Here is a 13,827-nt window from a genome sequence, read left to right on the forward strand (position 1 = left end):
TTCATACAAAATAGAGCACTCAAAAAACACATTGTATTGTTCAGCGCTTATTTCAAAGATATACTACCATTCTCCACCATTTTACAGTAATCATGCGACATAATGATAAAATCCTTCATAAAAGAAGATATGCCCCTCCAAACCCATTGTATAGCAGCTAGCAGCATTTTTACTTCTTTTTCCACAACGGACTTCTACGTGCCAACCTCGCTTATAATATGCAAATGAATATTTTGATGCGTTCATCCTAAACAGATTGGATATGAAAAAATGCTGTATTTATATATTTCATTTAGCTTACAGAACAACAAATTATTATATGCCAATAAGGCCAATAAGATTGTATCCATAAAATAATACATTTGTTACCAATAATCACGATGCTTAATTTACGATCACCAGCTTAAAAATCCTATTTATGACTTTTATATAAGATTTATAATTAAGCCTCATTAAATTTATTATGAAAGCTTTATTCTTCCTTGCCCTCCCCAAAAGAGGACTATTCTCAACGGTCCCGTAAACAATCCTTCCTCTTAAAGCAAATTACAGCAATTAACTATTTCATATGATTTACGTAAGCTCACCGACTGGCCTTGCGACTAAATATTGACCGCACACTCTAAAAACACTTAATAGATAAAATTTTATAGGCCTTATCTCACCATACTTTAAATGACTGTGTACAGAAATAGAATAAATCTTGCTTGGGGAACCTTAGTTCAACTTTCTTCTTTATTGATGCAAAAATAAAATTACCAAAAGAGCATCCCCCAAAAGCATCATTGTATTTTTAAGAGATATGAACTGCGTCACCGTAAAAATAATATTTGTAACATAACAGGCAATTTGAAAAAAAATCTTTTTATATAAAAGGTATCATCGTTGTCCCTGGAGGTAATTTTGCCTCATCTTCAGGCTCGACATGAATAGAAATACGTACATTATCAAATTCTTTTTGAAGAACAGTCTCAATTTTATCACAAATTTTATGGGCTTCTCCGACCTGCATGACAGCTGGCACAACCAAATGAAACTCTATAAAAGTAACCCTACCAGCCACACGTGTCCGTAAGTCATGGATCTCAAGTGCACCATCTGCATTCGCAGAAATCAGCTCTCGAATCCGTATGGTTTCATTCAATTCAACGCCAACATCCATTAATCCTTGAACAGCATTCCTAATCACTTTCCAGCCCTGTAAGAGAATATTAACAGCAACGATTATCGCTAAAATAGGATCTAAAATTCCCCATCCCCCTACAAAACCAGCAATTAGACCAATTAAAATTGCAAGGGAAGTAAAAACATCCGTTATGAAATGCACGCCATCAGCTTTAAGAGCGGGTGAACGATGGCGTTTTCCCTGCCCAATAAGAACCATTCCCCACATGCAATTTATAACAGTTGCAACAAGATGAATAACAAGCCATATTCCGGGTTTTTGCAATAATTTAACAGTAGAAAGCGCTATCCATGCTTCTCTTAAAATAACAATTGCCGCAACAATAATGAGGACCCCTTCAAGAATCGCGGAAAAATATTCCGCTTTATGATGTCCAAAAGGATGATCATGATCTTCTGGCTTCATACTTACTTTAACAGCCCACCATGCCGCCAATGATGCAAGGATATTGACAATTGATTCCAATGCATCAGAATAAAGCGCAACCGACACTGTGATGTGATATGCCCAATATTTCAAAGCAAAAACAATACACGCAATAAAAATAGAATATAAAGTTAAGCTTTGTATATTGATTTTTTCATTCATGAACCTCGTCCTTTTTTCACGAAACAAGGAATAATATTTTCAAACCCTATAACGATATTTGTGACATATCGCCAATATTTCTTCAATATTACAGAATCTTCATCATGTACGAAACGTCTCAAAGCACCATTGTTATCGCAAAAATTATCCAGTTACACGGACAGCAGCAATAAAGGATGAAGAGAAAAAGTCATCAATAAACAGCTTTTTCAAAAGCAATCAAACCCATCCCTTTCATTAATCGTTTTCTGAATAACGTAAAACCATCTCACCTCTCATGAACGAAAAATTTACTTTTTCTCAAATGTATCATGATCATGCACACTTTTTCACATCTTAGGATATGCATTATAATGCGTCTTTACACTGTAGAAAAAGTAACGATGCACTTTACTGTAACTTTACAGCTTAAAGAAATCTTAAAATATGATGGCTAGAAAACTTAAAAAAAGAATCTGGGCATTGGGGACCCAGATTCTTTTCCCTTATAAATTAAGGGCATACAGAGCTTGGGAAATAGCGGGGACCCAAGACACTGCACCCGATACGAAAACAAAATTTATTATCCCGTACCAGTATTTTCACAATACACCTATTGATACACTATGTCAACATAAATTCTACCATAAGTTTAAAATAATATTTTTTTATCTCTTTTTTAAAAATAAAGAAAATTCTAACATCTGGAAATTGCAAGAAAAAAGCATTAAAAACCTCGCATGTATTTGAATATCATAACAATCAACGAAACGAATGACCCACGTCTGAAAAACTATCATAATATCCGTGAAAAAGACCTTGTTGGACGACAACAGCAATTTATTGCTGAAGGAAAAATAACATTATCCGCACTATTGCATTCACAAGAATTTTCTGCTCTCTCGCTGCTTATCGTCGCAAAACGTCTCCCTAGCCTTTTACCGCTTTTAGAAAAAACACAGCCTCTATGTCCCATTTATTGCGTTCCACAAAAAGTTATGGATGATATCACCGGTTTCCATGTTCATCGTGGTGTTCTGGGTATTGGTAAACGCAAAACGCTCCCATCATTACAAAGTTTTTTAAAAAATCTTCCAGAAAAAGCTTTGCTTCTGGTTTTATGTGGTAGCTCGAATCACGATAATATGGGATCAATTTTTCGTAATGCAGCAGCCTTTGCCAGTCATGGTATTATTGTTGACAAAACCTCATGCGATCCACTTTATCGCAAATCAATCAGAGTTTCTGCTGGCGCTGCTCTAAAAGTGCCCTATACGCAAAACGCTGATATAAATGACATTATAGCTGCTTTACACGATGAAAACTTTCATCTTTATGCACTCTCCCCTTCTGCCTCACACACGCTCAAGCAAGCAAACAAAACCAAAAGAATGGCACTTATTTTGGGAACAGAAGGTGATGGCTTACCACCCCATATACTAAAACAATCAAAAGCCTTACGGATTCCCATGACTGACGGCTTTGACAGTCTCAATGTTGCCACAGCCTCAGGAATTGCTCTCGCCCATTTTAGCGACTTTGACCACTCAAGATGATAATACTTTAAACAAATACCCAATGATGTGTGTTCTTTACCAGCCCCACAGGTTGCACCCCCGCTCACATTTGAAAGCATTTAATAAAAACACTTTAACATTTTTCTTTTATCGTTTCCCCATCATCCCATTTGTAAGGAGCAAAAGACATCTTTTTGATGGATTCAATCACAAAACAAACGAGCAATGAGAAAATCTTACGGAAATCTCCCATTCAAGTTAAGGATAAAGATTATCATTATAAATTAATTTACTATCTTTTTACGAAGCCGTTGTTTTAAATTCAGAGGAAACAGAATCTTTTGTTTCAAGATTGCGCAAAACACGCTTTAACATCATTTCAATGTCAGCCGCACGTTCCGAACGGGTTACAAATCCTCCCCCCAGAATACGCGCCTCATGGCCGTTTTGATCATAAAGAACGCAAGCTTGTCCTGGTGCTACGCCATTTTCACATTCCAACAGATCAACGGAAAAAACACCTTCTTTATAATGCAAGCGCGCAAGGTGAGGAGGACGCGTTGAACGCACCTTTACAGCGACCTCAATACCTTGGGAAGGAAAATTATCCAACGACTCATCACCAAGCCAATTCACATCACGTAAAAAAAGCTTATGCGTTTCTAGCATTTCACGCGGACCAACAATAACACGTGCATTTTCCACGTCGAGATAAACCACATAAAGTGCTTCACTCGTTGAAACCCCAATACCACGACGTTGACCAACAGTATAATTAACAATTCCCGAATGCTTGCCTAAAATTTTTCCATCGATATGGACAATAAAGCCAGGATTAGCAGCTTCTGGACGCAGTTTTGCGATAACATCTGAATATTTTCCTTGTGGAACAAAACAAATATCCTGGCTATCATGCTTATTGGCAATCACAAAGCCCATTTCTGCAGCCATTTCACGAACACGCGCTTTTGGAAGGTCGCCAAGTGGAAAACGTAAATAATCAATCTGCTCTTGTGTCGTTGCAAAGAGAAAATAACTCTGATCACGATCGTTATCGAGAGGACGAAAGAGTGCTCGATGTGCCCCATGAGAACGCGAACGAATATAATGTCCCGTTGCCAAAGCATCAGCCCCCAATTCACGTGCTGTTGCTAACAAATCAGCAAATTTAACCGTCTGATTGCACGCAATACACGGCACTGGTGTCTCTCCATGAGCATAGCTTTCTGCAAAAGGATCAATAACAGCTTCGCGAAAGCGTTTCTCATAATCAAGAACATAATGCGGTATTCCCAACGTTTCAGCAACACGGCGCGCATCTTCAATATCTTGTCCCGCACAACACGCCCCCACCCGATGCGTTGCAGCCCCATGATCATAAAGCTGCAATGTAATGCCAATGACATTATACCCTTCCTTTTTCAAAAGGCCTGCAACAACCGACGAATCAACGCCCCCCGACATTGCGACAACAATACGAGAATCCTCTGGTCGTCCTGGTAAATCAAGACTGTTCAAAATCATGTATTCATTCTCTATTTAGTGCTCTATTAATGGATACCCATGCGTTAACATTCTGATACGTGCTTTTTCATCACTTTTATGCTACCGACTGCCTTTATATTGTTTTTTTATCCTTTTCACAACCATAGCATTACTTTCTTAAAAGCAATTGTAAATAAATAAAGGATGATCGAAATAAGGCAGAATGGCAATCACTTGAGAGAATCATTTTAAGAAAATTTTTTTCTCTTTTTTAAAATCTGGCAAAATAAAATCTGGTAGAATGTTGCAAAAGGCTCTTATACACAGTTCGCTTGAGACTCTTTTTACATGCCCAGTGATTTTATTAATTTTTTCTTTCAGCGCGTTTAGCTCTTTTTTAAATTTCATGCTTTATAAACGAATCAAATCCTTGACTAAAGGTAGAGGATACGAATGAGCAACTTGATAAAAACACAAATGAAATATGTTATTGGACCAGATGGAAGCCCGCTTACAATTGCCGACCTACCCCCACAAACAACACGGCGTTGGGTGATTCGTCGTAAAGCTGAAGTTGTTGCGGCTGTCAGAGGTGGATTGTTAAGTCTTGACGAAGCATGTCAACGTTATACTTTGACTGTGGAAGAATTTCTTTCATGGCAAAGTTTAATCGATGAACACGGCTTAGCAGGATTACGAACGACCAAGATTCAACGTTACAGGCATTAAGTTGCCATTGATCATGATCTGATAACATAAAGCACTTTATAAAAACAGTTAAATAAAAACAGCTAAACTTTTAACAAGTTTAGCTGTTTTTATGTTACATTTAATAAAGTAAATCTAAAAAAATTAATTTTTTAATAATTATTTTGATCATCATTCATTGAATTAACCAGTCATTGAATTAGCTTGAATCAGAATATCTTCATCATCCGCAGCAGTCTTTTTTTCTCGTGCTTCCAAAAGCTGTGCATGTTGCAGCTCTACATTAGCTTCATGAAGAGCAATTTCAGCATTTGTTTTTTGAAGCTGTAAATCACGAATGGAATTGAGCAAATTATCGCGTCTTTGCCGAGCCGCACGCGCAAAAGAAGAATAAGCAAAATGGCGCACATCATTGTTTCCAGACTTACGTTCTTCATGAGAAATCTGCATTTCCAGTTCTAACACCATTCGTTCAAATTCTGCGATCATCATCTCTAGCTGTGCAATTTCACGGCGCTTTCCACGCACTTGAAACATCCTCAATCGCACCATATTTTCCCGTGGCTTCATACTCACTACTCCTTGACTGCGCCAACACAAAACCTGCATTCATACTCAATTCATATCGTCTTAAGTTATATGTCTATCCGAAAAGACAGCCCTTTAACGAAACAATAACTTCGCCCTTCCTTAAAGCATCTGCAAACACAATCTTCTTTAAAGAGCCATAACTATTTTTTTAATTTTCTCTCTCACTATAAAATAAAGAGGCTTAAAGCTCCGTAAATAAACACTGAAATTATAAAAAAGTAATTTACAAGATTTTTTTTAGATTAAAATTTATAAGATAAGAAAAGACCTTTCATTTCTTATATGTTGAAAAATACGCGATTTTTTTTAATAATTTTTTAGGCTCTTTCAAAAATAAAAATATTTTGTTAACCACTATCATGGATAGTGGGGAATTTAGTAGTGATTGTTACGCGTACTACTGAAGTATTAATAAACGCTTTATTGCTAAGCGTTTGATTTCATGAATTGTTTTTATAAACAGTGGTTTTACCAACTGTTTATAAAGTAGAAATGCTCCTTATGATTCGTATAAGGAGCCAAGTGAGGGATCTAAAATGCGCGTATTATTAATTGAAGATGATAGAGCGATTACTCAAAGCATTGAGTTGATGCTAAAATCAGCCAATTTTAATGTTTATATCACTGATCTGGGTGAAGAAGGTATCGATTTAGGAAAACTCTATGATTATGATATCATTTTGTTGGATCTGAATCTGCCTGATATGTCAGGATACGATGTTTTACGAAATCTAAGGTTGGCAAAAATAAAAACGCCTGTCCTTATTCTTTCCGGTATGAATGCCATTGAGGATAAGGTCCGTGGTTTTGGCTCTGGAGCAGACGACTATATGACAAAACCTTTTCATAAGGATGAGCTTATTGCACGTATTCATGCAGTTGTTCGTCGTTCTAAAGGGCATGCACAATCAGTTATCGTTACCGGTGACCTCACCGTTAACCTTGACGCAAAGACCGTCGAAGTTGCAGGACGCCCTGTTCACTTAACGGGTAAAGAATACCAAATGCTAGAGCTTCTCTCTTTGCGCAAAGGCACAACACTTACCAAAGAAATGTTTCTCAATCATCTTTATGGTGGCATGGATGAGCCAGAACTGAAAATTATCGATGTTTTTATCTGTAAATTACGGAAAAAATTGGAAGCAGTCTCTTCTAATGTAAATTACATTGATACTGTTTGGGGACGTGGTTATGTATTGCGTGATCCAGTTGAAGAAAACGTACGACAAACCGCTTAAGCAGTGAAAATATACATTGTAAAATCTCGGAGTGTAGCGGACCGAGATTTTTTTCTCAATTTTTCTCTATCATAAATAAAAAAACTCGCACACCAAAAATCTCATATAGAAAGCGCTTAAAGCTTAAGAAATACCGCACCCTATTTACAAATATAATCTTATTGCTCGTAAATTTGATCCTCATAAATTTGATCGAAGTTTCTTTTCCCCAACGCGGCTTAAGCGCTTCTCTCTTATTCAAGGATTTTTCGCACTTTCTAAAATGATACAACGATCCCTTTCATCAATATTTATTTTCATCTCTGTCATCTGAGCAAGCAACAGTGTGTAATAAAATTGGATGACATGTGCATCAATAAGCTCTTCTTTAAGTTCTCCATGATATAACTCAAGAAAATGAGGAGGAATACGGAGAATTTCACCGAAAATCTTGAATCGAAAAGAAAGTTTATTGCTCTCTTGCACAATCATAACAACAATTTCACCACCACGAGAAACTGTTGCATTTGCAATCAATAATAAATTAAGCAAAAGTTTAACTTCATCTTTTGGTAACAAAAAAGAGGGAGCCTGCCATTTTAAAGTTGCTTTTTCTTGCTGCATATATTGTTGAGCAACCTGCTCTGCTGCACGTGTATCTATTTGTCCTCCACTTGCACCAGCAAAACCAAAAGCTAATCGCGCAAATTGTAGACGCGCAGAAGCACTCGCAACGGATAAACGCACCAATTGCAAAGCCTCTTCTTCAGCTCCTGCATCATCATAAAGCTCCATTGCATTTTGAATAGCCCCCACAGGTGAAATCAAATCATGGCAAATACGGCTACAAAGCAAAGCAGCAAGATCCATAGTCTTCAAAGAAATAGCGGACGTCATAAAGATTGAAAACTCCTAAATTCAAAAAAACTTTATGTTAAAGAATAACTCTTAACATCTGATGCATAAGAAAAGATATTAACAATCATACTAAAAGATTTTTAGAAATAAATTCAAGAATTTAAATAACCTTACACCTTATTTTTTATTTGAATAGAATGAAAATCCTAATATTATCTTTTGGTTCGTCACTAATAAAAGGAGAAAACCCCATGGCTCCCTCTCTACTAAAACACTGGTACCAAAATATTATATCTTTAATCTTCCTTTTATTGATCACCATAAACACCACGCATGCTCAACTAAAACCAATAGAAAAAAATGAGCCCCATTATTCACTCCAAGAAATTATTGATTCTGGTCATATTTTTTTTGGAAAAACAGCCAGTGGTCTCGCAGTTGCCATTCAAAATATTTTTTCAAAATATGGTTATCCTAATGCCTATATTTTAGGAGAAGAAGCTTCTGGTGCCTTTTTTGCTGGCTTAACCTATGGCGAGGGAAAAGTTTTTACCAAAAGCTATGGTCAGCATAAAGTTTTTTGGCAAGGCCCCTCAGTAGGGTGGGATTTTGGCGGACAAGGTTCCCGTCTCATGATCTTGGTTTACAATCTTAAGAGCATAAATAATTTATGGAAACGCTATGGAGGTATTTCAGGTTCGGCCTATTTAATTGCAGGTGTTGGTTTTCATGTGCTCAAATACCATGATACCTTGTTAATCCCTATACGGACAGGAATCGGTGCACGCCTTGGTATCAACATAGGATATTTAAAATTAACACCGCGACCAACATGGAATCCGTTTTAAACGGATTCTTATCTCAAAAGGGGTATTATGCTTATTCAATCGTTTCTTTTTTTTATTCTTGGGGTTGCCTCCACTTCTTGGTTACTGGTGCTTTTATCCCCTCTTATTTGGCGTAAAGCCGTTCATTTTGCGCAGAAAAATATTTATTCACAAATTCCATTATCACTCACGGAAATACAAGCAAACCACGATTTTGTTCGTGCCAAACATGCTGTAGAATTAGCAAAAAACCAACAAAAATACGAATCTTTGCAAAAAAAATACGCCCAACAGAAAATACATCTAAGCCAACTAACAGAACAACTTTACCGGCTATATCTCCCCACACAAGACATTTCTCTCAAAGAAGCGATAGCCATTAAACAAAATATCCCCACAACAAATATCTTCAAGGAAGAACACAATGATACGTGAAAAAATCGCACGCTACCAACAGCGTTTACAAAAAATACAAGCTCATGAGCTTTATATGGCTGCAAACCACCAACTGCTAGAAGAACTACGGGAAGAAACAAAAGAACTTGCCGCAACATTAGCAGCTCACATAGCGCTAAAAGAGGGGAATACATCACCCATCAACACGTTGATTCAAAAATCCAAAAATAAAAATGATTTAGCATCACATATCAGAAAAAAAATAACTCTTCTCTCCAAAAGCTCAATTAAATAAGTTATCTCTTAAAAAATCTTAAATGAAGAGTAAAAGCAACAAAGGTTCATTGTAACTTTCATAACCTAAATACTTTTTTAAGCATGGTTTTCTCCTGAAGCGAGAGGATAGAGTGTTTTAACCTACACCATTTTATAAAAAACTCATCTTCTTGTTTAGCGATTCTACTTGCTTGTCATATCAACGCCATAAAGGACGATATTTCGTGAGATCTAGAGGCAAATAATACTTAAAAATATTCATCACACACTCTAACACAAAAAGACCCTCTCAGATGGAGCACTAATGAGGCTTGTACCATATTTTAAAAGCTAAAAGCACGCTCTCAAGAGTGATAAAAATCTCTTATTTTTTGGATAACCATATCCTGATCCATTTGTGTCAAATAAGGATGCATTGGTAAACTTAACACATTCTCCCCTAAAGACTCTGAAACAGACATAGAATCCTTTACATAAGGAAAGTGTTGATAAGCTGGCTGTTGATGTAAAGGTGTTTTATAATAAACCATTGTAGGGATAGAGTTTTTTTGTAAAAAATCTTTTAATTTATCACGCTCTTTTACCTTAATCGTATATTGTGCATAAGCAGAACGAATATTTTCTTCTATTTCTGGAACTTCAACAACATCTCTTAAACCATTAGAATAGCGTTGAGCAATTTCTACACGCTTTTCCATTTCGTCTTCAAAAATCGCAAGTTTTTCTAGTAAAATTGCAGCCTGAATACTATCAAGACGCGAATTCATACCAATCCGTACATTGTCATATTGTGTTTCACCTTTACCATGAAACAAAATAGAACGTAAAAGTTCTGCCAAAGAATCATCATTGGTCATCATAGCGCCTCCATCGCCATAACACCCTAATGGCTTTGCAGGATAAAAACTTGTTGCAGCCACATCACCAAAAGCACCACACATAGTATTACCGCTTCTTCCCCCCATAGATTGAGCAGCATCTTCAATTACAAAAAGATTTTCCTTTGCTGCCACTGAAACAATTTGCACATAGTCAGCAGAAAACCCAAATAAATCAACGGCAATAATAGCCTTTGGCTTTAATCGTCCCTCTTTTTTAACTATTTCGATAGCGTGAGAAAGTTTTTCAACATCAATATTAAATGTATCGGGTAACACATCAACGAAAACAGGCTCAGCCCCCACCAAAGCAATCACTTCTGCCGTTGCCGAAAACGTAAAACTAGGACAAAACACTGCATCACCTGGACCAATATTTTTAGCCATAAGAGGCATCTTCAAAGCATCTGTTCCATTAGCACATGCAATAACATGTTTAACGCCAAGATATTCTGCCAATTTTTCTTCAAACTCTGTTACTTTTGGCCCCAAAATATACTTACCACTCGCAATCACATGAACAATTGCAGAATTAATTTTATCTTCAATACGCGCACGCTGCGCCCCCAGGTCGATGAATTGCATATTAACTCCATTGATCATCACAAAAATGCAAAAGCGCTACTTATTTCTTTTATCTATCATAATTGACACCAGCAGCTGTTAAAATCCGTAAAACCGCAATAGCATCATCACCATTTGTACGAGGCAATTGACGCGTTTGAATACAATCAATAAAATGCCGTAATTCGCAAGTAAGCGGCAAATCTTCACAAACATCAACGTAATTCAGGTCATCCATGCTAAAGGCCCACTCTTGATTTTCTTTCCAAACGGCAAAACGGTGCATTGCCAATTTACGGCTCCACGGTTCCATATCATCAAAAACGAGCATAGCCTTTGTCCCAACAACGGTTAAACGCCTTTCACGATAAGGACTCAAGCGTGAAGTAAAAAGATGACTACGTACACCATTTGGAAAAGTCATATGCACATGGGAAAAATCGGAAATCTGATCAACGACAGCAGTCCCCTCACCACGAATTTTGGAAGGTTCACAATCTGTCAACGCCAAAATCATTGAGAGATCATGAGGGGCAAGATCCCATAAAGCATCACTGTGGGTGTGAAATTTTCCAAAGCCTAATCGATGAGAATAAATATACCGCACATCCCCCAATTTTCCGTTTTTCACCAATTCACACATTTTTTCAAAAGCCGGATGAAAACGTAAAACATGGCCCACCATAAAAACCCGCTTATAGTCTTCAGCCGCCTGAATTTGGCGTTTAGCATCAGCAACATTTAAGGCTATTGGTTTTTCCACCAAAACATCTTTACCATTTTTCACAGCATGCAGCACATTTTGCGTATGAAATTGTGGAGGCAGCGCTAATACTAGCGCATCAATATTTTGATGAGCGAAAAGATCATCTGGTGTAAGAACCTCTACACCATACATTGCTGCGAAATTGGTAGCTCGATCAGCATTAATATCAGAAACTGCTACCAAAGCCCCAAGAGATTGGAGTGTTCGTATATGGTTTTCACCCCAATGACCGCACCCTAAAACCGCCACACGTGGCATCATTTTTATGCCTCCCTAAAACCGCTACACATGGCACCACTTTTATGCCTTACTTTACTTTATCATATAAAACTATATTTTTACATATCTAGGATAAAATAGAATGACAAGAGAAAAGCGTAAAAACGATGCTTGACATCTTACTATTCTACCCCTTATATCCGCAAAGATTTGATTATTTGCAAATACAATTTTTGGCGGAGTAGCTCAGTAGGTTAGAGCAGAGGAATCATAATCCTTGTGTCGGGGGTTCAAATCCCTCCTCCGCTACCATCTTTTCAAAGTGATTGTAGCTTGCCATCTGGTTTTGCACTGTAGCTTGCCATCTGGTTTTGCACAATTTGACAGCAGGTTTTGCATCAATTTATTTTTTTTCAAAGGTTTTTTAAGGGGTTCTCAAAGGGTGTAGCTTGACATCGGGTTTTGCACAATTTGACAGCAGATTTTGCATCAATTTATTTTTTTTCGAAGGATTTTTAAGGGGTCTCAAAGGGTCTTCAAAGACCTTTCAAAGATCATTTAAAGACTCTTTAATGAGTCTTTATTTTCCTCTCTTAAAGGTCACAATTTTTGATGATCAATCATTAAGCTGGAATCATATTATTTGAGAAACAGCGTATATAAGATGTGTTCACCTCTTTGAGCATAAATTGACCGAGAGTTTTTCCGTATCCCAAACACATTATTCAAGTACATTATTAAAGAGAGAAGCATTTAAGCAATTCGGTCAAGTTGACCGAATTGCTCTTCAGTCTGCAATTGTGCAATGTTTGCACTATTGCTTCTTTCAGCAATTGGTGCAACTTGCACCTATTCCTCTAAATGCCCTTCATCACCAATCAAAGGGTAAACATTACCCTTTGATTTTCTGTCACTCATATGTTTCCTTTTCTCCTGTTTCTTTTCCCTCGATCGGTGCCTCAAAGGTGATTTCTGTTGTGTATCCGCTTTGTTTTTCATAACAATGCGTGACGGTAGCGGCTTTCCATGACCCATTAATTTCTTTACGGAACCCTTGAAGCAGCAGCGGTTGATCCGCCATGATTTCAGGGTGTCCCGCAAGCGTTAAGGAACCACTGCCCACAGCACGGCATAAGCGATCCGACTCGGAGGCAGCCGCCGCTTGTGCTTCTTCTTTGCAAAGGTAGCAACTGCGCAGACGACGTACGGGACCGCTAAACCCTGTTTGATGCTTGACTTGGCATTGTTGCCCTGTTGAGCGATCAAAATAAGAAGCTTCAATGGTGCCGTATTGCGTGCGTGGCTCTAGGGTGAATTCCCAGCTTGAACAGTCATGTTTATGAAGGGTAAGAGCTGGTAAATTATCCCCRCTTAAAAATAAAAACTTATGGTCTTTGATTAAAAAACGCGCCCGCATGCGATCCGCAAGGCGGGTTAAAAAGTCAACCGCMGAYTGATCGGTGCGCACCACATAAGGAAGAGTTTGTTTGGTAAATTGGGGGCTCACCTTTGCTTGATAGCCAYGGCGTTTRGCAAGTGTCTCGACAATCTCAGCAATGGTTTGGTGGTCAAAATGTTCACTCGCCTGTTCTTTGAGTTCTTTCTGCATCGAAGCACTTTTGCCACAAAGGCGCAAAATCTCTCCATCACTGCCACCAATACTTACCACCGACTCAACAACAAAACGCCCCATAAAGGCACGGATGCTGTTTTGATAACCAAAGGTAACCTGGAGTGCGCTGTTGCTGGAGGGAATCTCTAAATCATGGTCA

Annotated in this window: 11 protein-coding genes, 1 tRNA gene and 1 pseudogene; 6 read left to right on the forward strand and 7 right to left on the reverse strand. The window is 37.7% G+C overall.

Annotated elements, in window-relative coordinates:
• Positions 1 to 865 precede the first annotated feature (865 nt).
• Positions 866 to 1,774 (reverse strand): cation diffusion facilitator family transporter, encoded by a 909-nt coding sequence (locus CEV08_RS02840; RefSeq protein WP_100130274.1) that lies wholly within the window; start codon positions 1,772 to 1,774, stop codon positions 866 to 868.
• Between the two features lie 719 nt (positions 1,775 to 2,493).
• On the opposite strand from CEV08_RS02840, the gene CEV08_RS02850 reads away from it, so the two are divergent.
• On the forward strand, positions 2,494 to 3,309 hold the full coding sequence (locus CEV08_RS02850; protein WP_100130276.1) for a TrmH family RNA methyltransferase: 816 nt from the start codon (positions 2,494 to 2,496) through the stop codon (positions 3,307 to 3,309).
• 261 nt (positions 3,310 to 3,570) lie between these two features.
• Here CEV08_RS02850 and mnmA read toward each other — a convergent pair whose 3' ends face one another.
• On the reverse strand, positions 3,571 to 4,794 hold the full coding sequence (gene mnmA / locus CEV08_RS02855; RefSeq protein ID WP_100130277.1) for a tRNA 2-thiouridine(34) synthase MnmA: 1,224 nt from the start codon (positions 4,792 to 4,794) through the stop codon (positions 3,571 to 3,573).
• A 414-nt stretch (positions 4,795 to 5,208) separates the two neighbouring features.
• Between mnmA and CEV08_RS02860 the strand changes: the two genes are divergently transcribed.
• Positions 5,209 to 5,484: a DUF1153 domain-containing protein gene (locus CEV08_RS02860; protein WP_100130278.1), complete on the forward strand. Its 276-nt coding sequence runs from the start codon at positions 5,209 to 5,211 to the stop codon at positions 5,482 to 5,484.
• Between the two features lie 162 nt (positions 5,485 to 5,646).
• On the opposite strand, the gene CEV08_RS02865 is transcribed toward CEV08_RS02860, so the two are convergent.
• The gene (locus tag CEV08_RS02865) at positions 5,647 to 6,033 is read right to left on the reverse strand and encodes a flagellar export protein FliJ (protein WP_100130279.1); all 387 of its coding nucleotides are present in this window, start codon (positions 6,031 to 6,033) and stop codon (positions 5,647 to 5,649) included.
• 557 nt (positions 6,034 to 6,590) lie between these two features.
• Here CEV08_RS02865 and ctrA point away from each other — a divergent pair.
• Positions 6,591 to 7,292, forward strand: coding sequence for a response regulator transcription factor CtrA (ctrA, locus tag CEV08_RS02870; protein ID WP_100130280.1), 702 nt, complete (start codon positions 6,591 to 6,593; stop codon positions 7,290 to 7,292).
• Positions 7,293 to 7,529: 237 nt separating this feature from the next.
• Here the strand turns inward: ctrA and chpT are convergent, their stop codons facing one another.
• Complete coding sequence (gene chpT, locus CEV08_RS02880) at positions 7,530 to 8,168, reverse strand: histidine phosphotransferase ChpT (protein ID WP_100130282.1); 639 nt, start codon at positions 8,166 to 8,168, stop codon at positions 7,530 to 7,532.
• Positions 8,169 to 8,380: 212 nt separating this feature from the next.
• Here chpT and CEV08_RS02885 point away from each other — a divergent pair, with 212 nt between their 5' ends.
• Together CEV08_RS02885 and CEV08_RS09800 are read left to right on the forward strand one after the other, a co-directional pair.
• The gene (locus tag CEV08_RS02885; RefSeq protein WP_100130283.1) at positions 8,381 to 8,977 is read left to right on the forward strand and encodes a DUF1134 domain-containing protein; all 597 of its coding nucleotides are present in this window, start codon (positions 8,381 to 8,383) and stop codon (positions 8,975 to 8,977) included.
• A gap of 27 nt (positions 8,978 to 9,004) precedes the next feature.
• Positions 9,005 to 9,647, forward strand: a pseudogene (locus CEV08_RS09800) (hypothetical protein).
• A gap of 325 nt (positions 9,648 to 9,972) precedes the next feature.
• Here CEV08_RS09800 and CEV08_RS02900 read toward each other — a convergent pair.
• Both CEV08_RS02900 and CEV08_RS02905 read right to left on the reverse strand, forming a co-directional pair.
• On the reverse strand, positions 9,973 to 11,091 hold the full coding sequence (locus CEV08_RS02900) for a DegT/DnrJ/EryC1/StrS family aminotransferase (protein ID WP_100130286.1): 1,119 nt from the start codon (positions 11,089 to 11,091) through the stop codon (positions 9,973 to 9,975).
• Positions 11,092 to 11,140: 49 nt separating this feature from the next.
• A complete protein-coding gene (locus CEV08_RS02905) occupies positions 11,141 to 12,097 on the reverse strand; it encodes a Gfo/Idh/MocA family protein (RefSeq protein WP_100130287.1) in 957 nt (318 codons plus the stop codon).
• Positions 12,098 to 12,290: 193 nt separating this feature from the next.
• Between CEV08_RS02905 and CEV08_RS02910 the strand changes: the two genes are divergently transcribed.
• Positions 12,291 to 12,367, forward strand: a tRNA-Met gene (locus CEV08_RS02910).
• A 598-nt stretch (positions 12,368 to 12,965) separates the two neighbouring features.
• Here CEV08_RS02910 and CEV08_RS02920 read toward each other — a convergent pair.
• The coding region (locus CEV08_RS02920) for a phage late control D family protein (RefSeq protein ID WP_100130289.1) at positions 12,966 to 13,827 on the reverse strand (862 nt) is incomplete at its 5' end.

This window comes from Bartonella tribocorum, assembly GCF_002778015.1.
In the GTDB taxonomy this organism is placed as follows: domain Bacteria; phylum Pseudomonadota; class Alphaproteobacteria; order Rhizobiales; family Rhizobiaceae; genus Bartonella; species Bartonella tribocorum_B.